Source organism: Clostridium sp. YIM B02555 (assembly GCF_022320955.1).
GTDB classification, from domain to species: Bacteria; Bacillota; Clostridia; order Clostridiales; family Clostridiaceae; genus Clostridium; species Clostridium saccharoperbutylacetonicum.
Map to the genome: position 1 here is coordinate 31,466 of NZ_JAKJJY010000029.1, position 25,041 is coordinate 56,506.

Genomic DNA, 25,041 nt, shown 5'->3' on the forward strand with positions numbered 1-25,041 from the left:
TTTTTTAATTTTAATTCTCTATATATAATATTAAAGTACCCTTAATCCTTAAATTTACTATGTATAAGCACTATTAAAAAATTATTTAAAATAATTTAGAAATAAGTATAGATCTTATATTTTTTCTTCATTTTGAAGTAAGCTATGTTTTCTTCCATAGAAAGTATATACCAAAAGTCCTATTATTAACCAAATCAAAAAACCTATCCAAGTTTTCATATGCAAACGACTCAACAAAACAATGCAACTTATTATTGACACTGCTGGAGTAAATGGCACCCATGGAGTTTTAAAAGTTCTCTTAAAATCAGGCATTGTTTTTCTAAGAACTATAACTGCTAATGAGACAACCGAAAATCCTAATAAAGTTCCGATGCTCAAAAATTGTACTATAAAGTCTAGTGGTAAAAATCCTGCTATTATTGCTGCTAAAGTACCTGTTATTAATGTAGAAAGATATGGAGTTTTAAATTTAGGATGTACTTTTGAAAATAGCTTGGGTAAAAGGCCATCTCTAGACATGACCATAAATATTCTAACTTGACCATAAAGTACAACCATTTGTGTCGAAATCATTCCTAGTATAGCTCCAATTCCTACTAATGCAGCTCCCCAATTTATCCCCACTGTTGCCAAAGCCCCTGGCACTGCATTTTCTGATATTATTTCTTTAAAAGGAATCATTCCTGTAAGTACAACTGCGACGGATACATAAAGTATTGTAACCACTATCAAACAAATAATAAGTCCTAAAGGAATATCCCTCTTAGGATTTTCAGCCTCTTCTGCAGCTGTTGATATAGCATCGAAGCCTATATATGAAAAAAATATAGTCGCCGTTGCTGCAAAAATCCCACCAAAACCATATGGGATAAATGGCTGATAGTTGACTATATTTATATGACCTGCTCCAAGTGCTATAAATATAAGAATTATTGCTATTTTTATTCCTACAATTATATTATTAACCTTTGCACTTTCTTGCATACCATAACACAAAAGTAAAGTTATTATTGCAATTATTATTATTGCTGGTAAATCCACTATTCCTCCTTTTGCAGGTGATGATATAAACGCGTTTGGCAATGAAATTCCTAGGGAATTTAATATTCCTACAAAAGTGCCTGACCATCCTGATGCTATAGCACTGCAAGCAACTAAATATTCTGCTGTAAGACACCATCCAATAATCATAGCAACTATTTCACCAAATACTATATAGGAATATGAATATGTACTTCCTGCTACAGGAAACATTGTTGAAAGTTCACAGTAACATAAACCACAAAGACATGCTACTATACCAGCTATAATAAAGGAAATAATAACTGCAGGTCCTGCTAAATGTGCACCCTCTCCAGTAGCCACGAAAATTCCAACACCTACTACTGCACCTATTCCAAAGGCTGCTATATCCTTTGCCTTAAGATTTTTCTTTAATGCAGTTTTATGTACGCCTTCTAATAATTGCTCAACTGATTTTTTCTTAAAAATATCCATATTGTCCTCCTAGTAATGATATTTATCTAAAGTTTTTACACTTAAGTACTTTATTACATAAATAGTATTTTATTATTTAGTGCTTTATATACTTAGAAAATCCAATAAAATTTTAATTATATTGCAAGGTTCAACATTCAATACTCAATGATCGATTCTCAATTCTCAATTCTCAATTCTCAATTCTCAATTCTCAATTCTCATAAAGAGTCTATAGATATCAAAATTAATAATCAAACTTCTAAATGGAATATACATACATCATTGAGAAATTATAATCGTAACACTAAACTAGAAATCAGATACATTTTTTCTGGAAGCAGGCATGTGAAATTGAGCTGATGATGGTTGTTAAGCAGAGAACCCAAATCTATGATTTGGTGTGAATCGCTTACTCAGCGAACGAATGTGAGTCGAGTTTCCTCTATGGCTTGTTTCATTTACAGCTTGTCCAGATTTTACATCTGGAACACGCTGAAATGACGACAAGCCACCATTTAGAACCTTCCAGCGAAAATTTCACTAGTCCTGTGGAAGATAAATGTATTTGATTTCGGTAAGTCACCACATAAGTTTAATTCTTGCGTTGGATATCTATATATTACGTTAATCATCCTTGGCAATTAACGATTTATGAATAATTAATTTTATTTTTGGAAAAATTATTCTTTGATTAACAATAAAATCTTTGTAGAAACAAAATACAACTGTGTTCATGTTTTTATAACCAAATTTAAGGAGTGAAAATTTTATGAGTGAAAAAAGTCCTGAAAGATTTCAAGGCAGAGTCAGTTATCATGATTCTGTTGAAGAAATGATTAAAAGAATTCGTGAAGATAATATGTCTAATGTATTTGACAGATATGCTCAGCAGGAAAAAATCAGATGTACCTTTTGTCTTCAAGGTGTAAGCTGTCAATTATGTTCTAATGGACCTTGTAGAATAAGTGAAAAAACTGGTCAAGAAAAAGGAGTTTGTGGAATCGATCCTGATGCTATGGCCATGAGAAACTTTCTTTTAAAAAATATAATGGGTGCTGGCACCTACAGTCATCATGCTTATGAAGCTTTTAGAACTTTAAAGGCTACCGGGGAAGGAAAAACTCCATTTAAAATCACTGATGTTAATAAGCTTAAGTTCATGTGTGAAAAAGTTGGGATAGATACAAATCAAGATACTAATGCTATGGCTATTCAATTAGCTACCCTTCTTGAAGAACAGCAACATATCGATATTGAAGATAAAAACATAATGGTTGAAGCTTTTGCTCCAAAAAAGAGAAAAGAATTATGGAAAAAGTTAGCGATCTATCCTGCAGGAACAGTTCATGAAGAACAAAATTGTGTAGCCAGCTGCTTAACTAATGTGGATGGAAGTCATGTGTCCTTAGCGATGAAGGCCCTTAGACTTGGTATTGCTACAATTTATAATACACAAATAGGACTTGAAATGGTTCAAGATATACTCTTTGGAACTCCTACTCCTCATGAGGTTAACATGGATTTAGGGATTATGGATCCTGACTATGTAAACATAGTATTTAATGGACACCAACCTTGGCCAGGAGTTGCAACAATCTTAAAAGCCAGAACTCAGGAAGTGCAGGAAAAAGCAAAAGCTGCTGGTGCAAAGGGACTTAGAATTGTTGGTTCAATTGAAACAGGTCAAGAATTGCTTCAAAGATTTGAAGTGGACGATGTATTTATAGGGCATATGGGAAATTGGCTTACTATTGAGCCATTACTAGCTACTGGTACTGTAGATGTATTTGCAATGGAAGAAAATTGTTCACCTCCAGCCATAGATATGTATGCTGAAAAATATCAAGTAACTTTAGTAGCTGTAAGTACTATAATCGATTTACCTGGTGTTGAACACAAAATACCTTATAATCCTTATGAAATTGATAAAATGGCTGATAAATTAATTGAACTCGGTATAGAAAACTATAAAAAGAGAAAAGAAAGAAACATTGTACCTATGGTTCCAAAGAAAATACAAAAAGCCATTGCAGGTTTTTCTACTGAAGCCGTCTTAGGAGCTATCGGCAACAAACTTGACCCATTAGTAGAAGTAATAGCTGCTGGTAAAATAAAAGGTGTTGTGGCCCTTGCAAACTGCTCAACCTTAAGAAATGGTCCTCAAGACTCGATGACTATAAATCTAACAAAAGAACTTATAAAAAAAGATATTTTAGTGGTTGCTGGCGGTTGTGGAAATCATGCTCTTGAGGTAGCTGGCTTATGTACCCTTGAAGCAGCTAATGAAATGGCTGGAGAAGGCTTAAAAGAAGTGTGTAATATGTTAAAAATCCCTCCAGTACTAAGCTTCGGAACTTGTACTGATACAGGAAGAATTTCAATGCTTGTAACAGCTCTTGCTGATCACTTAGACGTGGATGTCTCTGCTCTGCCAATAGCAGTAACTGCCCCTGAATGGATGGAGCAAAAAGCAACCATAGATGGAATCTTTGCTTTAGCTTATGGTGCTTACACTCATTTATCTCCTACTCCATTTATGACAGGAGCTCCTAAATTAGTTGAATTATTAACCGATAAAGCTGAAGATGTAACTGGTGGAAAAATTGCTTTAGGTGATAATCCAGCTGATGTAGCTAATGATATTGAAGCTCATATTCTAGCAAAAAGGCAAGGCTTAGGATTAAAGTAGTTAATTATGAATATTGAATAATAAATGATTAAGGAGGATATTCCTTCGGAATATCCTCATCTTAATAAGTTTCAAATTGCAGATAAGTTCCGTTGTTGCAGCATAGCTGCTCTTTTTATATAAGTTCCGTATTGTGGCATAGCCACTCTTTTTATATGTGCGTATTGTGGCATAGCCATCGACTTTTCTACTCAATTGTAAATTGTAAACTGTGAACTGAAATAATTAAGATCCGTTGTTGCAGCATAGCTGCTCTTTATATAGGTGTATAATTTTTTAAATTTTACTGTTAATATTTTACATTTATGTTATAATTTAAAAATAAATATTTATGTCATATTAAATTTAGGATTGCCAAAGGAGAGTTGACAAATGTTTAAAATAAAGACGCTACTGTATTTATTAAATGTTATTTTTTTATTTAATGCTAGTAATATAAATACCACAACACCAATTCATATGGTAACTGAAGAAATTATAAAAGATAAACCTCAAACAATTATACATAGCACAGAACTGCATTTAATTGAAAATCCTATTGAAATTCAATATGAAAAAGACAAGCAAGAAGAAATGAAAAAGAAATCATTACTGAAAGAGAATGTAAATTCACCTGAATGGAAAGAATATATTCTTACCTTCTACACCTCCCTGGACTTTGAAAATAGCAGTGCTGGTGCTGTTACATGTGAAAACAAGCCTTTAATACCTGGAGGTGTTGCCAATAATGTAATTCCTTTAAATACAAAAATATATTTAGAAAACTACGGACAAGTAGTTGTAAATGATAGAGGCTCACATGAACATTTTGATACAGCTAATAGATTAGATGTCTTTATAGAACGAGAACCTGGTGAAAGTGATAAACAATATGCTCATAGAATAAACAGTTATGGTGTACAAAAAGTGCAGGGTTATATATTGAAACAAACCTAATCCCTTCCTTAACATCCTTATTCCTATGGCTCACTAGTCTTCTTCACATATTTATCATATGGCAGAGTAATTACAACCTCTCCATTTTCAAATTTGTAATCAGTATTTGCAAGTGGATTTTCATTCTTAATTAAATTCATTCCAACGGCATAATATGCTTCCGCAAAAGCTTTCGGATCCTGAATAACTGTTCCCTCCATAAATCCTTCGTCAACCAAAGCTCTAGCTTCTGGTATCGCATCAATTCCAACTACTGGTATATATTTAAATTTATCACCTGTATTATATCCATATTTTTGTAGTGCTTCAATTGCACCAATTGCCATAGCATCATTATTAGAAATTATGGCTTCAACTTTACCACTATACCTAAGCAATAAACTATCCACCGCATTTTTTGCCATATCTTTTAACCAATTTGCATTAACATGCGCGAGTTCTTCAGTTTCTATTCCTGAATCATTGATTGCTTTAAGGGCATATTTTGATCTTTCTATTGCTCCTAAATTATTTGCTTCCCCCTCCAATAAAATATATTGCAAAATACCATCACCATTTTTGTCAATGCTGTCCTTATCAGCCTTCCATAAATCAACTAGAATTTCTCCTTCAGCAAAGCCTGATTTAGGCACATTAGGTGTAATAAAAACTACTTTGTTATAATTTTTCGATAGCTTTTCTGCTATTTTAGGATCAACATGAAACACTATTAAAGGAATTTCCTTAACTTTAACTTTATTAACAAAGTCTTCAACCACGCTTTCTTTCACATCTGCTAAATTTGCTATTATAAGGTCTTCATTGTTTCTAAGTAGTGAATCTAGTATTTCATTTTGTTTGGCTATATTATTTTTTCCGTCGTAAAAAGTAAATTTAACTTTATCTGGATTTTCCTCTTGAATTTTTTCTAACTCTTTTTTAACATCTTGTAAGAATAAATCTTCAAAACTATATAGAAGCACTGCAACATTTGCAGCATTCCTACTATTTAAATTTTGTGTTTGGTTAGCAAAAGTAGTAACAAAATTTTCACCTATAGCGATAGTATTTATCATTATAATCATAATAACTATAGCTGCTTTTCTTATTATTTGCATTGTAGCCTCCATATTATTTTGTTTTATTAATAATATATTAAACTATAAGTGCAATATTTATTCCTCATATAGATATCCAATTTAATAATCAAACTTATAAATGGAATATACATACACTCTTGAGAAATTATAATCGTAACACTACACTAGAAATTAGATACATATTTGTGCAAGCGGCATATGAAATTAAGCTGTGATGATTATTAAGCAGATAAGTGAAAGTCCAAATCTATGATTTGGTTTCTTGAACTTAGTTAACTCATTCATGAGTTAACCTCCTTTAAAAAACTGATTTGGTGTGAATCGCTTACTCAGCGAACGAATGTGAGTCGAGTTTCCTCAAAGGTTGTTCCACTTTCTGCTTGTCATAAATTTACTTTAGGAACATGCAGAAATGGGTGCAACCTTACACTTAGAACCCATCCAGCGAAAATTTCATTAGTCCGCTGTAATAAATCTGTGTTTAATTTCGGTAAGTTCCGTATATGTCTAATTCTTGCTTTGGATATCTATAAACCTCGAAAAAAATACTTATCTATCAATGAAAAATCGCATTTTAATATGCTTAAATACTTATGTCTACATAATAAATTTTATTTCCACGCCATTTAATAAATTTTTCAAGATCTGAATATGAAAGACCTATTGTTGCTGTATTTACATTAGGATGAAAATTTACCACATCAGCCTTGGTTATATCTTTATCAATTAAAACTATAACTTCACTTTCAATATCATTAATTATGCCAAATGGTGTAACTGAACCTGGCCTAAGACCTAAATATTTATGTAACCTTTCTTCTGATGCAAAGGAGAGTTTTGTGCTTTCTATTTGTTTAGCTAAATCTTTTAGATTAACCTTTTTTGCATCATCTAATAAAACAAGATAATGTACATTCCCTTTGGAATTCCTTAAAAACAGATTTTTACAATGCTGTCCTGTAATGTTTATATCTAATTTCTTAGTGTCTTCAACAGTATAAAGTGGTTCATGCTCATACCTTATATATTTAATTTCTAAGGCTTTTAGTGCATCATATACTTTTTGCTCATTTCCTTCAGTCATTTTACACGCCTCCAATTATATCTTTTTATCAAATGTAATCTTTATATAATTTTGAATAACTCCCCTCTGTTTAGTAAAAGATAATATATATGTTCTGATTCTTACATTTATAAGTTGAATTATTAATGGAATATGTATACATTCTTGATAAATTATAATCTTAACACTACACTAGAAATTAGATACATTTTCCTGGAAGCAGGCTTGGAATCAGTTATGGGTTATGAGTTACGTATGAAATCTCTTTAAAGATTTCAAAAACGTATAATTTAAGAAAAGCTATTAGCTTTTCTTCCTCAACTGATAACTGTTAATTGTTAACTGTAAACTGATTTAAGTCCTGTGGAAGATAAATGGATCTGATTTCGATAATTGTTGCATAAGTCTAATTCTCGCTTTGGATATCTATATTATTACATCTATCAATTTAAGAAATTATAAGGGAAAAGTGAAAATCAAAAAATTGATATTCTATAATTGAACATTGATAATTGAAACAGATATATTAAATAAATTTACAATGAGGTGTTATTATGAATTATAATACATTGTTATTAATTATGACTATTATTTTTTCTATTATAACAATATATACATGCATTAATATAATAATAAAAAAAAGATATAAGCTCCTAGGTGAAAACATAGTAGCCTATATCGCATATTTGTTTTTTCTATTTATCCAATATAAATATGCATTTAAAATTAATATTTATATTATAATGTTAGTTTTAATAAGTATAATTGGCAATAATTTTATTGGTGATTATATGGATCTTTATAATACCACTAAACGCTACGATAGATTTTTACACGCTTTAGGTTCATTTTCTTTCGCACTTTTCTTTTATTCCATCTTAGACAAACTAGTGCTTCATATAACCTCTCCGAAATATTATGTTTCTATATTTGTAGCAACTATTGGAATTTCACTAGGCTGTATTTATGAAATATATGAATTTATTCTAGATTCAACTTTAAACTTTAATAATCAACATGGGCTTAAAGATACAAACTTTGATTTATTATCTGATGTTATAGGCTCTATTATTGCTGCAATTATTGCTTTATGGATTTTTTAATATAAATAATCTCTAGTCATAGGAATATTATTATTTAAGCCTTTTGTAATTAAAATTTGATGTAGATCTATTATTCCATTATTAAAAGTCGCTGCACATGAACTTAAATAAAGTTCCCACATTCTTATAAATTCTTGATTAAACATTTTTGATATTTTATCTATATTTTTATTATAATTATCCCTCCAGCACAAAAGTGTTTTTACATAATGTCTTCTGAGACTTTCAACATCAATAACATGGAATTTATAATCACCACAAATGTTTATTATTTCTCTAAGACTTGGAATTACCCCCCCTTTAAAAACATACTTTTTAATCCAAGGATCCCCTGGATATTCTTTTAAAGCACTAATATAGTGTAGTAAAAATACTCCTTCTGGTTTTAAAACACCATCAACATTTTTAATAAATAATTCATAATTTTCTCTTCCAACATGCTCAAGCATGCCTATGCTTATAACTCTATCAAAGCCTCTGCCACTCTTAATCAAATCACGATAATCCATAAGCTTAACTTCCAATAAATTTTCAAGGTTTTCTTCTTTTATTCTTTCATTGCACTTTTTGAATTGCTCTTCACTTAAGGTAATTCCAAGACCATGAACTTTATATTTTTTTGCTGCTTCTATCAGTAATGAACCCCATCCACAGCCAATATCTAAAAGACTCATGCCTTCCTTTAAATTAAGTTTTTTTAATGAATGATTAATTTTGTTAATTTGTGCATCATGTAAACTATCATTATCCGATTTAAAATACCCACAAGAATAAGTCATAGTATCATCAAGCCAAAGAGAATAAAAATTATTGCCTATATCATAATGAGATTGAACTTCACTTTTTTGATTTTTGGGAGAACTCGATGTAAAAATCAAGTTTTTAAGAGATTTAGCATCAGTTGTGAATTTATCCATTTGGCTAAGGAATAAATCTAAAACTTGAAATAAGTCTCCTTGTATCTCAATATCACCTCTCATATAGGCTTCTCCAAGGGCAATAGATGTACTTTTTAATAATTCTGTTTTGCTTATCTCATTCTTAACAGTTATTTCAAACTGTGGTGTACCCTCCCCAATAACATATTCTTCGTTATTTTGAAATTTTACTTTAAACGGTATATCATCGAATTTCTCCAAATACTTAATATAAAAACTATTAATAAAGCTCACAAAATAGCCTCCTCTATAATATAACTAATTATTTATATTAAGATTGGTTCTCAAATATACCATTCACTTCAGTTTTCTATTTGTTTCTCTGCTTACTCTCTCTTTCGTTTCCTCTTTTAAAGTTACCTGTAACCTTTGCCATTATTAGTTGTGCTGTCAAAAAATCGGCAGCTTCTATTTTTCTCAAAAATTTTTCACCTTCTTTACCTCTCAATATAGTCACTTGCTTTCCATTCCATGAGGTAAATACTGTATTATCCTTTGATATTCTATATAAAAAAACTTCTTCTTCAAATTTATTACGTTTATCAATTGTATTCAAAAGCTCACCCCTACAAAATAAATATTTTCTATACAATTTATTTAATTTTATATAATTTCTACCATTAAAAAAATTATAACTTAGCTCATACTCTTTTTCCAGTATCAAAGTAACTTTATAACTAAATATATATTATGATATAATTGTTACAATATGGTAATTTGGAGGATTTTATGAATAGAAAGATTAAATTTATACTATTTGCCTTAGTAATCTTTTTATTAGTAGTTATTGGTATACTCAAATTTAATTTTAGTAGCGGATATAAAATATCTATTACCAACAATACTAATAAAACTATTAAAAATTTAGAACTAAGATATAAAGTAGGTGACATTATACAAAACATTTCACAAATAGAATCTAAAAAATCTTGGAAAGGCACTATTGATACTAATAGTATTCAAGGTGAAAATGCAATAATTTTAACCTACAAAAATAACAAAGGAACTTCATATGAAGAGTATGTAGTTGGATACTTAGAAAAAGGATATAGCGGAAAGGCTGATGTAGTTATTAATAAAATTGATGAAAACGGTAAATTAGAGATGGAAGTTAAATGAATCAAATGTTGATTAGTATATCGAACTTCTCCTTCAAATTTATTACGTTTATCAATTATAACTTACATATTATTCAACTAATTTCTAATATGGAGGTATTAAACTATGAAAAATAAAAAACTTCAAAATGCAATTATAGTTTTCGTTATTATTTTTATTTGTGGATTATTAATTGTTATAAATTCTTTCAATTTAGGAACTTCTTTTTCAAAACAGTATGATAATTCAGGATGGTCTTTATCTGATTACGAAGTGAACATAAAAACAATTTCGTTTATGGTAGTTGGTGCATTGCTTTCATTAATATCAGGACTTGGATTAGTATTATTAACTATAAAGAATATTTTTGATGTTTAAGAAATGATCATAAAATAATGGAACCCTTTTAAAGGGTTCCATTATTTTATACAACTTTTATTTATATAAACTAGAAAGAGGGACAATTTAAATCATACTAAGGTAATTATATATTCTCTATTGAATTAAAATTCTACTATTTTCTTTAATAGCTTCATTTAATTTAGGTAAAATAATCTTTAATTCACCATTTTCAAATTTTGCTGAAATTTGTGCATTATCAACATTTTCTACATGGAAAGCTCTAGAAATTTGTCCATAAGTTCTTTCTCTTCGGATGTAATTATCCTTTTCTTCATTAATCACTTCATCTCTTTTAGCAGAAATAATTAATGTATTGTCCCTATATTCTAGGCTGATGTCTTCCTTTTTAACACCAGGTAATTCTGCTGATACTAAATATTCATTTTGAGTTTCTCTTATATCAGCCTTAAATTTTTGGTTGCTACTAAAACCAAAATTCATTGGTGAAAAGAAATCATCATTGAAGAATCCATCAAAGAAATCATCAAATGAACCTCCTTTCTTGCTTACTCCATTAGTTCTAAAAGGTATCAATCCAAACATACTTAAGACCTCCTTAATTTATTTTATTTTTATACTTGTTTTTGTATTGTTTGTTTTTACAAGTAAATTATAATTTAATAGTCAAAGAAGGTCAAAGTCTATATAATTAATTTTTTATATTTTTTAGGCGTTTTACAATTAATATTCAAAATTAACTCTGTATAGCTAATTATTTCTCTTATATTCTTCACATATCTTGCAAATTTATTATTTTAGAAACCACGTATATTTTACTTATAGTAGTGTAATCACTTTTTTATTAATAAACTTTTACAAACACAACTTTTAAGTAATTCCCTTCTGGGAACTTTTCTGTCACTGCAAAATCCTCTGGAAGGCTGTGCTCTTCTAAAATCCCATAATTTTTATGTAATTCTTTAAAAGCATCATCTATAAATTTTTTAAACTTAGCCATATTAAAGGTAGCGCAATTAGTTGAAGCTACAATTATCCCTTCGTCTTCTGTTATTTCAATAGCTGACTTCATTAAATCTTTATAATCCTTTGCTGCACTAAATCTATTGTCCTTAGAGGTTGCAAAGCTTGGTGGGTCAAGAATAACCACATCAAATTTTAATTCTTCTTTCTTAGCTCGTTTAAAATACTGGAAAATATCTTCAACAATTATTTCATGTTTTTCTGGATCAATATTATTTATCTTAAAGTTTTCAGTTGTTTTTTCTAAACTTCTGCTTGCTAAATCAACACTTGTAGTAATAGCACCACCTTTTGCTGCTGCCATAGAAAAGGCTCCTGTATAAGAAAAGGTATTTAATATTCTTTTATTCTTAGAGTATTTTTCTTTAATAGACTTTCTAACTTCCTTTTGATCCAAAAATACCCCTACCATTGCTCCATCATTTAAATAAATTGCAAAATTAACTCCATTTTCCTTAACTACAAGAGGTTCTGGTGCTTTTTTTCCACATAAATAACTATCTTCATCAACAACCATGCCATTTTCTTCAAATCTTTTCTTTTCATATATTCCATCAAAAGAAACTAAAGCTTTTATAGCTTTAATTATATGTTCCTTAAATACATACATTCCTTTGCTGTACCATGTTACAAGATAATATTCATCAAAATAATCAATAGTAAGTCCTCCTATTCCATCTCCCTCACCATTGAATACTCTAAAAGCCGAGGTATCCCTTGAATGATAATATTTCATTCTCTTAGAAAATGCATTTCTAAGCTTATCATAAAAAAACTTATAATCTAAGTTACTGTTTTTACTGTTACTTAAAATCCAGCCACAACCCTTATTTTGCTTTCCATAATACCCTTTACCTAAAAAAGCTTTTTTATCATCTATAAGCGTTATAAGCTGACCTTCTTCTTTTAGTACCATTGGATTTACCAAAGCCTCTTCTAAAATTAAAGGATATCCTTTTTTATATTTATTTACAAATTCTTTCTTTACACCAATCATTACTTCTTTCATATATGTACCTTCCTAAACAAATTATTGTATTAAATTCTAAATAATTATATCATATATATAAGATTGTTAATTAATAATTTATATATATGAATTAAAAGGAGCAAAAGGAAAATGATACTTTCTGGAAAAGAAATAAAGAATAAGTTAGGAAAAGAAATAATAATAGAACCCTTTAGTGAAAAACAACTTAATCCAAATAGTTATAATCTAAAATTACATAACGAATTACTTGTTTATGATGAAACAGTATTAGATATGAAAAAACAAAATAAAGCAAAAAAGATAATTATACCTGATGAAGGATTAGTTTTAGAGCCTGGGAAGCTATACTTAGGAAGAACAATAGAGTATACTGGAACAGATAAATATATACCCATGTTAGAAGGACGTTCTTCCGTTGGAAGATTAGGCTTATTTATTCACGTTACTGCTGGCTTTGGTGACGTAGGTTTTCATGGATATTGGACATTAGAGATATTCTGTGTTCAACCAATAAGAATTTATTCAGGAATCGAATTGTGTCAAATATACTACCACAGCATTGAAGGTGATTATGATGTGTATTCTAGTGGGAAATATCAAAATAATCAAGGGGTTCAGCCAAGTCTTTTATATAAGGATTTTGAGTAGAATTTAACCGAATTAATTATTAGGATATAGATATCCAACGTGAGAATTAGACTTATGCAACAATTACCGAAATCAGATACATTTATCTTCCACAGGACTAGTGAAATTTTCGCTGGAATGTTCTAAGTGGAAGGTTGCGCCCATTTCTGCATGTTCCTAAAGTAAATTTATGACAAGCAGAAAATGGAACAACCTTCCACTAATAACCATCATCAGCTCAATTTCACATGCCTGCTTCCAGAAAAATGTATCTAATTTCTAGTGTAGTGTTGCGATTATAATTTCTCAATGATACATGTATATTCCATTTATAAGTTTGATTCTTAAATTTTATATGTATATGTAAATTGAATATTTAATATGTTATATAACTGGAAATCTCATTTCCAGTTATATTTTTCTTCAGATACTAAAATTGATTAGTACTTTATTTTTAATTTTTATTTATAAATTATATTTTTTATTGTATCAACTATATATTCTTTTTGCTCAGTATTCAGTTCTGGGTAAACTGGTATAGCAAAAGTTCTATGTGATAGATATTCTGCCACAGGTAAATCTCCTTCTTTATATCCAAGGTTCTTATATACCTTTTGTAAATGCATTGGCACTGGATAATAAACTCCTGTGCTTATACCTTCTTCTTTTAATTTACTAATAACTTCTTCTCTATTCTCAGCTTGTACAACATACATATTATATACTGACTTGCCTTCTTCTATTATTACAGGTAAAGTCAATGCTGTTTCCTTTAGTTTTTCATCATAATTTTTTGCATTTTCTCTTCTTTTTTCATTCCAACTATCTATAAACCCTAGTTTTATTCTTAAAATTGCAGCTTGAATTGTATCTAATCTTGAATTAAATCCAATTAAATAATTATAATATTTTAATGGATTATATACTGTATCATCATGTCCTTCTGAAACTTCAATTTCCTCATTAATATTATTTAAATAATTATATGCTCTTTGTCCATTTTCACCACTACCGTGAGTTCTAAGAGCCTTTACAATAGTTGCTAAGTTATCATCAGAGGTAGTTATAATTCCCCCATCTCCTGCACATCCAAGATTTTTAGTTGGGAAAAATGAGAAACAACCTATATCCCCTATAACTCCAACTTTCTTACCTTTATACTCAGCACCAACAGCTTGAGCTGCATCTTCTATAACTTTCAAGTTATGTTTTTTAGCAATTTTATTTATTTCCTCCATCTTTGCTGGTTGTCCAAATATATGAACTGGCATAATTGCTTTAGTCTTTTCAGTAATTTTTTCTTCTATCTTTGTTGAATCAATATTATAAGTATCTTTTTCAACATCTACAAAAACTGGAGTTGCTCCTACTGCTGAAATACTTTCTGCTGTTGAGAAAAATGTAAAAGTTGTTGTAATAACTTCATCGCCTTTCCCAACACCACAAGCCATAAGTGCAATAACTAAGGCATCTGTTCCATTTCCTACGGATATTGCATGTTTAGCTCCCACATAATTTGCAAATTCCTTTTCAAATTCTATTACATCTTTCCCCATAATGTAATTTGCTGATGAAAGTACTTCACAAGCTGCCTTTGTTGCTTTATCCTCAATTGTTTTAAATTGTGCTTTTAAATCTACTAATGGAATGTTCATTTTTTACTCTCCTTTATTTCTCTGCTTTAAACATACAGGTTTTTGTTGTTATTGATATATGACCATTTTTTCTTATATGCTCTTCTAAATACTTTGTAAATTCCTTTTTTCTTTCACCCACAAGTATAGAGCTACCTTGAATTGTTGATGCTTTATAAGACACTACAGGCTTTGGATCATCTACTATTATTTTTCCATCTAAAATTTCAACCTCAACTTTGCTAAAATATTTTTCAAGTATTCCTTTTCCATGTTCTAAGTCAAACCTCTCTGAATACCCGTTTGTATCCAACCCTAAATTAGGTGCAAATTTTTCTGCAAGCTTATTTAGTTCCTTCATCGCCTCGCAGGAGTTTGCTGTCACATAAAAGATTCCCTTAGGCTTCAATACTCTTTGTATTTCAGCTAAAGCTTTTTCAATATCAGGAATGAAGTATATCATATGCTGTGCAATTATTATGTCAAAGGTTTCATCTTCATAGGGTATATTTTCAGCATTAATTTCTTCATAGCTAAAATCATGAGAAACTTCTTCTAATCTACCTTTAGCTATTTTTATCATGCTTTTAGAGAAATCTGATAAAGTAATATCTAAATCGCTACTTATATATTCTTTGTTTTTAAGCCAAAGCTTACCAGTTCCACATCCAAGCTCTAAAATTTTTGCATTTTCAAAAAAGTTTATATTACTAAAGCACCATTTATCAAAATCTACTTCATTTGTATTATAACTATGAAGATTACTCCTAATATTTAAGTTTTTATCACTCTTATATTGTTCTCTTACCCTGCTCTCCATATTAGTTACTTTAATAATATCAATTAAATTGCTAGCATCTAAAAAACCATTTTTCCTTGCAGTATTTTGTGCTTTATTAAAAACTTCAATAACTGCATCAATATGCTTTTTCTTTTCCTCTAGGGCCTTCTTTTGAAAACTTATCATACTCTCTAAGTTTTCTCCACTTTCATGTAAAATATGGCTTATTTCATTTAAGGATAATCCAATAAATTTTAAGGTTGTAATCTGCTGTAGTTTTAATAAATCTTCTTCACAATATATCCTATATCCTGAATCAGTTTTTTCACTAGGTTCAAGCAATCCAATTTTGTCATAATGAAGCAATGTCTTTACTGTTACTCCTGATTTTTTAGCAAATTCACCAATTTTCAATACCTTCCCCCCTTATCAACTATATTTTATTCTACTACCTTAGGTCAGAGTCAACTTAAATTATCGACTTTTCTTCTTTAATCCTTAATCATTTATTAAAAAAGGATATATGTCCTTGGTGCTAACTATGAAAATAATCTACACCTTAAAACATACATCCCATTTTTTGTTAAAAACCCACTAAAAATTATAATAATTCTTTTATTACCTTTACAACTTCTTTTGCTATATATTCAGCATCTTCTAATGATAATATAGTGTATACTGGAAGACTAATTTCATTTTCATATTGAGCATAAGCATTTGGATAATCTTTAATATCATATCCAAGATTCTTATATAATGTTAACATTGGTAATGGCTTATAGTGTACATTTGTAGCTATTCCCATTTGAGCTAACTTTTCAATAGCAGCATTTCTCTTTTCTTCATTAAAGCCTTTAACTCTGTAAAGATATAAATGATATGAAGTTTCTGTTCCCTTATCATCTTTAGTAAATGGAATTATTGAAAAATCTTCTTTTCCTAAGATATCTGTATATACCTTAAAGATTTGTCTTCTTTTTTCAAGCATTGCATCATATCTCTTAAGTTGAACTACACCAATTGCAGCACCAATATCAGTCAAATTACATTTCATTCCATCATTTATGATATCATATTCCCAAGCTCCAGCCTTAAGTTTACTTAAAGCATCTTTAGTTTGGCCATGCATTGCAGTATATCTCATATACTTAAGTAAATCTTCGTGATCCCCAAAATGATTATCATTGAAAGTAACGGCTCCACCTTCACCTGTAGTTAAATTTTTAACTGCATGGAAAGAAAATGAATGAAAATGTGCTTGTGATCCAACAGGCTCTCCTTTATATTTTGCTCCAAAAGAATGAGCTGAATCACAAATTATCATAATATCTTCACGATTTAAATCCTTAAGAACTTTTTTTAATGCATCATAATCAAATGGTACACCTGCAATATCAACTGGGATTATTGCTCTTGTCTTATCTGTAATTTTTTCTGCAACTTTATCTATATCTAACATAAAAGTATCTTTTTTTACGTCAACATATATTGGCTTAACACCTCTATGTATTGCTGCACTTGAAGTAGCTGTATAAGTATAAGGAGTTGTTATTATTTCATCTCCTTCTTTAAAATCAAACACTTTAAGTACTAATTCTTCTGCTGCTGTTGCACTATTTAATGCTAAAGCTTTATTAACCTTACAATACTTTTCTATTCCTTCTTCAAATTCTGCAAGCTTTGGACCTGAAGTTATCCAACCAGATCTTAAGACGTTAGCTACTGCCTCTATTTCTTCTTCCGTTATATCTGGTGGTGAAAATGGTATCTTCTTCATAAAATTCAATCCTCTCCTAATCAAATAAGATTTATTAAGTCAACTTAAAAATCATTAACTTAACTTTTCCTTCAGCACAATCAATTACTTACAAAATCTATCAGCTGTAAGCTTTAGTCTTGTTATCTATTTCATGTACCTTAATCTTATTATAAACTCACACCTTAGGTCAGAGTCAAGTAAAAATTAGCAATAAGGCTAATTGATCATATTTTCAATAAAACATTTAGCAAAAACTAGCAATAAAAAGCATTCTTCTGATATTATATTTCAACAATAACAGGCAAAATCATAGGCTTTCTCTTCATCCTATCATAAACAAAATTATCTACTTCTCTTCTAATACTATTTTTTATTTCTGCCCATTGAGTTATGTTTCTATCTAAACAGCTCTCAACAACATTAGTGACTATATCCCTAACTTGATCAATTAATTCTTCTGAATTTCTTACATATACAAAACCTCTTGAAACTATGTCTGGCCCTGAAATTATGATCTTATTCTTCATATCTATAGCTACAACCACTGTTATAATTCCATTCTCCGCTAAATTCTTTCTATCTCTAAGTACCATGTTTCCAATATCCCCAACGCCCATACCATCTACAAGTACTCTTCCAAAAGGGACTTTTCCTGTAACTTCCCCATTGGTCTTATTCAATTCAAGGACATCCCCATTTTCTAAAATAAAGGTATTAGCTTTATCAACTCCCATGCTTTGGGCTATTTTAGCATGTGTAAATAAATGCCTATATTCTCCATGCACAGGTACAAAAAACTTAGGTTTCAAAAGTGCCTGAATAAGCCTAAGTTCCTGCTCACAGGCATGACCTGATACATGTATATCTTGTATTGCTTTATATATAACATTAGCTCCCTTTTCGATTAAATCATTTATTACGTTTGACACGGCTTTTTCGTTTCCTGGAATTGGTGCTGCTGAAATTATGACCATATCTCCTTCTTGTATATGAACATGTCTATGTGTTGAAGCTGCTATTCTAGTAAGTGCAGCCATAGACTCACCCTGACTACCTGTTGTTACTATAGTCAACTTATCATTAGGATAATTCTTAATTTCATCTAAACTTATAATCATATCTTCTGGGATAAATAAATAACCAAGTGCTCTAGCAGCTTCTGATACATTTTCCATACCTCTTCCGCTAAAAGCTATTTTTCTTCCACACTTTATAGAACAGTCACTAATTTGCTGTAACCTATGTACATTAGATGCAAAGGTAGACACTATAATTCTTCCACTTGCCTTACTGAAAAGATGTTCTAAAGTCTCACCTACAGATTTTTCTGACATAGTGTAGCCTTTATGAAGAGCATTTGTACTATCAGCCATTAAAAGCAATACACCTCTTTTTCCTAGTTCTGCATACCTTTGTAAATTCATCATCTTTTCATCAATAGGAGTAAAATCAACTTTAAAATCCCCACTATGAACTGCAACACCTATAGGTGTGTGTAACGCAATAGAGCAGCTATCAGGTATACTATGATTGTTTCTAATAAATTCAACTTTAAAATTATCAAGCTTTATTAACTCTCCAGGCTCAACCATTACTAAAGTACAATCATTTAGCATTTTATGATCTTTAAGCTTTATTTCAATTAATCCCAGACTCATTTTGGTTCCATATACAGGAATATTAATTTGTTTCAAAATATATGGCAATGCACCTATATGATCTTCATGTCCATGAGTAATAAAAATTCCTTTAACTTTTTCTTTATTTTTAATCAAAAAAGTTACATCAGGAATCACACTGTCAATTCCATAAAGATCTTCATCCGGAAAAGCTAAACCGCAGTCTATAACAATTATTTCATCGTTATACTCAAAGGCAGTCATATTTTTACCTATTTCGCCTAAGCCGCCTAAGGGAATTATTTTTAAAGGAACTTTTTTACCTCTTACTTTTTTATTGCTTTTTACTTCTTCCAATTCACTTTTATCCATATTTTCACCCCGCAATATTAATTATCTACTTTAATTATTTGCAATATTTATAATTATATTAGTAGCAATTTCCTCCTTAATTATTCATCATTTCTACTTCATAATCTAAGATTCCATTAGGCAATAATAAACTTATAATTTTCTAGCTATATATGTTAAAAAGAATTTTTCAAAACTTAAAGCTTTCAAAAGGAAATCAGCTTTGATTGATAGTTAAGCATTGAACATTAATATAGATATCCAAATTAATACTCAAATTTATAAATTGAATATGTATGCATTATGGAGAAATTATAATCGTAACACTACACTAGAAATCAGATACATTTTTCTGGAAGCAGGCATGTGAAATTGAGCTGATGATGGTTCTTAGTAGAAGGTTGTTTCATTTTCTGCTTGTCATAAATTTACTTTAGGAACATGCAGAAATGGGTGCAACCTTCCACTTAGAACCTTCCAGCGAAAATTTCACTAGTCCTGTGGAAGATAAATGGATCTGATTTTGGTAATTGTTGCATAAGTCTAATTTTCGCTTTGGATATCTATAATTTACTTGTCTATTGAGAATTGATAATTAACAAAAAAGGAAATAGTAAAAATAATTATGCAAATCATTTTAGCTATTTCCTTCTATCATATGTACAAATACCTCTTTTTCAAGAAAAATATAATGCTTTAACCTTATCAGCAATTTCTTTTTCAATACTTGATATCTGTCTTATTCCATAACCAAGCAACAATGGTGAACTAGTGAACCTAGGCATAACTTTACATATAATTCTTTCATCTAAATGGTAGAAATATATATTAAAACTATCACACTTCACAAAATAATTATTTAAAAGATAATGAACTATTTTTCTAAGACTTCCTGAAATTTCTGTTATTGCTGATAAATCATCCTTTATAATTATATTAAATTCAGTAAATCCATTAAATGGCGTTTGAGATAAATTTACTAAGCAGTTATCAGTTTTATGAATTTCTATACCTTGAAAATATGCTTCTTTTATTCTTTCTTTATAATCAATATCATCCAAACCCACAATCTGCATATGTGGATGTTTTAAACTTCCTCCAGATCGTGGTCCATGATTTTTATAAAAAATGACAGACTTATATTCTTCACTTTTTTCTATTCTTAACCAATGTTTAATTCCAAACTTCATTAAGTCAAGCATATATTCTTCTGAATATTCACCCATATTAGTATTACAATCATAAGTTTCTATAATAACTAACTGACAAGTATCTTTTATAGTTGGATATTTATTTTTAAGTAAAATAAATGGACCACTTTCATCAATAATATCAGTTAGTTTATCTCTATTACAAAATGGGCATTCCTTCATATTTATATTATGAAATTCATTTGGTTTATCTTTATTTACATCATTTAAAAACACTAAGTATCTCTCTTTTTCCACCAATATCACCGAAAACCTTCCGTCTAAATCTAAATCATTTTTTTATTAATACATATGCACTCTTCGAAGGAACAGTAACATTATTACCTGGTATAGGGTAAATCTCTTCCACTCCTGCTCTTTCTTTATTAACTAGTACACTCCATCCACATTGCTTCAAATCTACAAATGCTTCCTCATCATTTGGATTAAAAATCACAACTATAGTATTACATAAATTTTTTCCACTGTTATCTTCTATTTTGTACGCAACAACATTTGGTTTATAAAATTCTTCACCAAATTCTAAAAATGAAAGATTTTTTCTAATTTCTTCCCTTGTATTCATTCTAAAAGCCTTATATTTCTTTCTTAACTTTATTAATCCCCTATAATAATTAACAACTTCCTTATACTCCTCTACTCTTGACCATTCTAAATTATTAACCCTATCTGGAGCATTATAACTATCATGGTTAAAGCTACCATCATCATTTTTCTTTGATCTTAAAAATTCTTCTCCTGCTTGAAAGAAAGGTATTCCTTGAGAAGTCAAAATTATAGCTGCAGCTAGTTTATTCATATTAATTCGCTTTTTCAAGGAGGAATCACTATTAGCCATATATAACTTATCCCATAAAGTATAATTATCATGAGCTGAAATATAATTTATACATTGATACGGCTCGTTAGCCCATGCCCAGCGAGAATATATAATTCTATCATAATTAATTCCTACTTGACCTGTTGCTCCAACTATGCAGAATTTAATACTTTCTTCTAACCCTGGTCTACCGTTTACATATCCCCTTTCATTTATATTAAATACATGTCCCTTAACAGAATCTCTAGTATCATCACTAAAGGCTGCAATTTGCATATCTTCAAATTTTACAATGTTTTGTTTTACTGCTGAATCTTCTCCTCTAAGAGGTGTCCATCCGCCAGTCCATCCTTCTCCATATATTAATATTGATGGATCGATTTTATCAAGTTCATTCCTAATCATTCTTATAGTTTCGATATCATGTAGTCCCATTAAATCAAATCTAAATCCATCAATATGATATTCCTTAGCCCAATATAATATTGAATCCACTATGAGCTTTCTAACCATATATCTTTCAGATGCTAATTCATTACCGCAGCCTGAACCGTTAGAAAAGTTACCATATGAATCCTGCCTATAATAATAGTTGGGTACCGCTAAGTTTAGATTTGAGTCATGACTTTTATAAGTATGATTATAAACCATATCCATTACAACTCTTATACCTGATTTATGAAGAGTTTTAACCATTTCTTTAAATTCCATTATTCTTTTTTCTCCACTAAATGGATCTGTTGAATAGGAACCTTCTGGTACGAAATAGTTTTGTGGATCGTATCCCCAGTTATATTGTGGCACATCTGGTTTACTTTCATCTACTGTAATATAATCAAAGGCAGGAAGCAAATGAACATGAGTTACCCCTAAATCCTTCAAGTAATCTACTCCTGTTTTTGTATATTGTCCTGGAATGCTAGTTCCATGCTCACAGAACGCAGGAAATTTTCCTTTTTTCTCATCTTTAACTCCAGAATTTTCATTTATAGAAAAATCTCTTACATGCAGCTCATATATTACTGATCCTGTTGGGCTGCTGAGCTCAGGTCTTTTATCTTTATCAAAGTCTATTGGATTAGTTTCTTTAAGATCTACAACCATCCCTCTATTTCCATTAACACCAACTGCTTTTGCATATGGGTCTGTTACTTCACTTTCATTTCCACTATTTGTGACCAAGTAATTATAGAATTCCCCTTTTAAATCTCTTTTTACTTCTATACTCCAAGTGCCTTTTTCACTTCTATTCATATCTAATATTTCTTCAGGTGGATTGGTATAATTCATACCATTCTTACCAAAAAGAATTAATCTTACATTATTTGCATTTGGTGCCCAAATAACAAATTTTGTCATTTCCTTTGAATATTCTGCACCCAATTTACCACCATAATTATTATAATCATTATCTAATAAATTCATTCTACCTACCCCTTTGTTATTGTTATTAAATCTATAATTTCATTAACAAATATACCAATTATTTTAACCCTTTTATTATTTTTCCAGAAAATGCAGGTACTTTAAGCATAGCTTTTCCACCATTAATTATGGTCTTATTTTCATCTAATAAATCAATTCCCTGAGTAAACTTCGCTTCAAACTCCAAATTACTTTCTTTATCACTTAAATTTAAAACCACATATACTTTATCATCATCGCTTGTTCTAGTAAAAACAAATTGTTCATTCTTAACTATTACTTGCTCATAATTCCCATATTTTAATGCTTTGCTTTCAGTTCTGATTTGACCTAATTTCTTAATTAATTCAAATAATTTCTCATTTGAATCATCTATTTCTTCAAGCGTTAATTCAGGCCTCAATGGCAAGTCTGTGCCTTTTCCCTTAACTCCTTTAATACCATACTCGCTTCCATAATATACGCTTGGTACTCCTGGCATTGTATATAACAAAGTATAACAATTATATAAATATTCAGGGAACTTTAGAGTACTTGCTAATCTATTAACATCATGATTATCTACAAAATTATACAAACATAAATTTTTGTAAATTCCACCCGCACCAAACAATCTGTTTAAAGAATGAGCAATCTCAAAATAATTTTTATCATTATGACTTGAATAAATACCTTTATAACATTCATAATTTGTTACAGAATCTAAACTTTCAGGATTTGCCCATCTAGTATAGTCTCCATGAATGACTTCACCCATAAGCCAAAAATTCTTCTTTTTAGTTTCTGTAAACTTCTTTAGAACTTTAAAGAATTCAAAATCTATACTATCTGCTGCATCTAATCTTAATCCATCTATATCAAATTCATCTATCCAAGTTTCAACCGCCTTTAATAAATGATCTAAAACTTCATTATTCTTCAAATTAAGCTTAACTAAATCATAACAGCCATTCCAACTTTGATAATTGAAATCATCACCCATAGGACTTCTACTATCAAAATTTAAATTTACAAACCAATTACAATATTTCGAGTTTCTTCCATTTGCCTGAACATCTTTAAATGCCCAAAAGTCTCTGCCTACATGGTTAAACACTCCATCTAATACAATTTTAATTTGATTTGTGTGTAGCTTATTACATAATTTTTTAAAATCTTCATTTGATCCAAGTCTTTCATCAACTTTATAATAATCCTTTGTATCATAACCATGATAAGTTGATTCAAAAATTGGCGCAAAATATACTGCATTTATACTCATTTCTTTCAAATGAGGTATCCATTCTTCAATTTTAATAAATCTATTCTTTCCTTTTTCATATACTTTCCCCGGTTCCAATACACCACAAAGACCTAACGGAAAGAATTGGAAAAACACACTTTCTCTAATCCATTCATTCATAAATTCATCCCCTTTAGTTTATATTTACATTATATCATTTTTAGTATAATATTTGCCAGTTTTCTCCGTTGAATATCATATTAAATTTTAATATCTGCTTATAATTTTTTATTTTTTCCACATACTAATTATTGAAATTAAATTAATTACGGAGGTATTAATATGACTAAAAAAACAATTTCATATATTATAATTTCTCTAATCTTCCTTAGTTGCCTAACATCTGTTTCTATTAAAGCAACGGCAACCCCATCATCTTTTTCAGATAGTTCTGATGTTATTTGGTCTACAAACAAAGCTGATGAAAATAGAAAAAGCAAAGGCTTCAATGTATTTGGCAAGGAAAATCATAAATATCTTTCCTATGACCAAAAAAAAGTATTATTAGAATTAAAGAAATGTAAAGAAAAAGGTGATACATTTTCAGAAGACCAACAAAAAACTTTAAATTCAATTACTGATTGCATTATTAAAGGAAAACTTGGTGATAAGGATTATGAAGACTTTAAATACTTAATGGAAAGAAAGAACTCAAATAAAAGCTTATCCGAAGATGAATCTAAAAGATTAAATGATTATAATGCAATCCTTGATGGAACCAAACACACAACTGAAGAAATACTTGACCAATTTTTAAGATGAATTTAATT

Annotated in this window: 21 protein-coding genes; 7 read left to right on the forward strand and 14 right to left on the reverse strand. The window is 29.7% G+C overall.

The window, feature by feature from the left end:
• Positions 1-114: 114 nt before the first annotated feature.
• Positions 115-1,500: an amino acid permease gene (locus L3B98_RS26050; protein ID WP_238918852.1), complete on the reverse strand. Its 1,386-nt coding sequence runs from the start codon at positions 1,498-1,500 to the stop codon at positions 115-117.
• Positions 1,501-2,251: 751 nt separating this feature from the next.
• Here L3B98_RS26050 and cooS point away from each other — a divergent pair.
• Together cooS and L3B98_RS26060 are read left to right on the forward strand one after the other, a co-directional pair.
• Entirely contained in the window at positions 2,252-4,171 is a 1,920-nt protein-coding gene (gene cooS / locus L3B98_RS26055) for an anaerobic carbon-monoxide dehydrogenase catalytic subunit (protein ID WP_238918853.1), read from the forward strand.
• A 372-nt stretch (positions 4,172-4,543) separates the two neighbouring features.
• A complete protein-coding gene (locus tag L3B98_RS26060) occupies positions 4,544-5,107 on the forward strand; it encodes a 3D domain-containing protein (protein ID WP_238918854.1) in 564 nt (187 codons plus the stop codon).
• A gap of 23 nt (positions 5,108-5,130) precedes the next feature.
• Here the strand turns inward: L3B98_RS26060 and L3B98_RS26065 are convergent, their stop codons facing one another.
• Positions 5,131-6,204 (reverse strand): galactose ABC transporter substrate-binding protein, encoded by a 1,074-nt coding sequence (locus L3B98_RS26065; RefSeq protein ID WP_238918855.1) that lies wholly within the window; start codon positions 6,202-6,204, stop codon positions 5,131-5,133.
• A 565-nt stretch (positions 6,205-6,769) separates the two neighbouring features.
• Entirely contained in the window at positions 6,770-7,270 is a 501-nt protein-coding gene (locus tag L3B98_RS26070; protein WP_238918856.1) for a prolyl-tRNA synthetase associated domain-containing protein, read from the reverse strand.
• Between the two features lie 722 nt (positions 7,271-7,992).
• Here L3B98_RS26070 and L3B98_RS26075 point away from each other — a divergent pair.
• Entirely contained in the window at positions 7,993-8,352 is a 360-nt protein-coding gene (locus L3B98_RS26075; RefSeq protein WP_238918857.1) for a hypothetical protein, read from the forward strand.
• On the opposite strand, the gene L3B98_RS26080 is transcribed toward L3B98_RS26075, so the two are convergent.
• Positions 8,349-9,524, reverse strand: a complete 1,176-nt coding sequence (locus L3B98_RS26080) for a cyclopropane-fatty-acyl-phospholipid synthase family protein (protein ID WP_238918858.1) — start codon at positions 9,522-9,524, stop codon at positions 8,349-8,351. The genes L3B98_RS26075 and L3B98_RS26080 overlap by 4 nt on opposite strands.
• Before the next feature lie 76 nt (positions 9,525-9,600).
• Positions 9,601-9,846, reverse strand: coding sequence for a hypothetical protein (locus L3B98_RS26085; protein ID WP_238918859.1), 246 nt, complete (start codon positions 9,844-9,846; stop codon positions 9,601-9,603).
• A 173-nt stretch (positions 9,847-10,019) separates the two neighbouring features.
• On the opposite strand from L3B98_RS26085, the gene L3B98_RS26090 reads away from it, so the two are divergent.
• Positions 10,020-10,409: a hypothetical protein gene (locus L3B98_RS26090; RefSeq protein ID WP_238918860.1), complete on the forward strand. Its 390-nt coding sequence runs from the start codon at positions 10,020-10,022 to the stop codon at positions 10,407-10,409.
• A gap of 105 nt (positions 10,410-10,514) precedes the next feature.
• Positions 10,515-10,766, forward strand: a complete 252-nt coding sequence (locus tag L3B98_RS26095) for a hypothetical protein (RefSeq protein WP_238918861.1) — start codon at positions 10,515-10,517, stop codon at positions 10,764-10,766.
• A gap of 117 nt (positions 10,767-10,883) precedes the next feature.
• Here L3B98_RS26095 and L3B98_RS26100 read toward each other — a convergent pair whose 3' ends face one another.
• The gene (locus L3B98_RS26100) at positions 10,884-11,333 is read right to left on the reverse strand and encodes an Hsp20/alpha crystallin family protein (protein ID WP_238918862.1); all 450 of its coding nucleotides are present in this window, start codon (positions 11,331-11,333) and stop codon (positions 10,884-10,886) included.
• A gap of 259 nt (positions 11,334-11,592) precedes the next feature.
• Positions 11,593-12,780, reverse strand: coding sequence for a class I SAM-dependent rRNA methyltransferase (locus tag L3B98_RS26105; RefSeq protein ID WP_238918863.1), 1,188 nt, complete (start codon positions 12,778-12,780; stop codon positions 11,593-11,595).
• 111 nt (positions 12,781-12,891) lie between these two features.
• On the opposite strand from L3B98_RS26105, the gene dcd reads away from it, so the two are divergent.
• Entirely contained in the window at positions 12,892-13,410 is a 519-nt protein-coding gene (dcd, locus tag L3B98_RS26110; protein ID WP_238918864.1) for a dCTP deaminase, read from the forward strand.
• A 440-nt stretch (positions 13,411-13,850) separates the two neighbouring features.
• Here the strand turns inward: dcd and L3B98_RS26115 are convergent, their stop codons facing one another.
• The 7 genes from L3B98_RS26115 to L3B98_RS26145 all read right to left on the reverse strand — a co-directional run bounded on the left by L3B98_RS26115 (position 13,851) and on the right by L3B98_RS26145 (position 24,391).
• Positions 13,851-15,044, reverse strand: coding sequence for a DegT/DnrJ/EryC1/StrS family aminotransferase (locus tag L3B98_RS26115; protein ID WP_238918865.1), 1,194 nt, complete (start codon positions 15,042-15,044; stop codon positions 13,851-13,853).
• Positions 15,045-15,057: 13 nt separating this feature from the next.
• Complete coding sequence (locus L3B98_RS26120; RefSeq protein WP_238918866.1) at positions 15,058-16,218, reverse strand: methyltransferase domain-containing protein; 1,161 nt, start codon at positions 16,216-16,218, stop codon at positions 15,058-15,060.
• 187 nt (positions 16,219-16,405) lie between these two features.
• A complete protein-coding gene (locus tag L3B98_RS26125) occupies positions 16,406-17,581 on the reverse strand; it encodes a DegT/DnrJ/EryC1/StrS aminotransferase family protein (protein WP_015391754.1) in 1,176 nt (391 codons plus the stop codon).
• Positions 17,582-17,844: 263 nt separating this feature from the next.
• Positions 17,845-19,554, reverse strand: a complete 1,710-nt coding sequence (locus L3B98_RS26130) for a ribonuclease J (protein ID WP_238918867.1) — start codon at positions 19,552-19,554, stop codon at positions 17,845-17,847.
• Positions 19,555-20,210: 656 nt separating this feature from the next.
• Positions 20,211-20,981, reverse strand: coding sequence for a DUF4931 domain-containing protein (locus L3B98_RS26135; protein WP_238918877.1), 771 nt, complete (start codon positions 20,979-20,981; stop codon positions 20,211-20,213).
• A gap of 34 nt (positions 20,982-21,015) precedes the next feature.
• Positions 21,016-22,989: a type I pullulanase gene (pulA, locus tag L3B98_RS26140; RefSeq protein WP_238918868.1), complete on the reverse strand. Its 1,974-nt coding sequence runs from the start codon at positions 22,987-22,989 to the stop codon at positions 21,016-21,018.
• A 58-nt stretch (positions 22,990-23,047) separates the two neighbouring features.
• A complete protein-coding gene (locus L3B98_RS26145; protein WP_238918869.1) occupies positions 23,048-24,391 on the reverse strand; it encodes an alpha-amylase family glycosyl hydrolase in 1,344 nt (447 codons plus the stop codon).
• Positions 24,392-24,553: 162 nt separating this feature from the next.
• Here L3B98_RS26145 and L3B98_RS26150 point away from each other — a divergent pair, with 162 nt between their 5' ends.
• Positions 24,554-25,033, forward strand: coding sequence for a hypothetical protein (locus tag L3B98_RS26150; protein WP_238918870.1), 480 nt, complete (start codon positions 24,554-24,556; stop codon positions 25,031-25,033).
• Positions 25,034-25,041 lie beyond the last annotated feature (8 nt).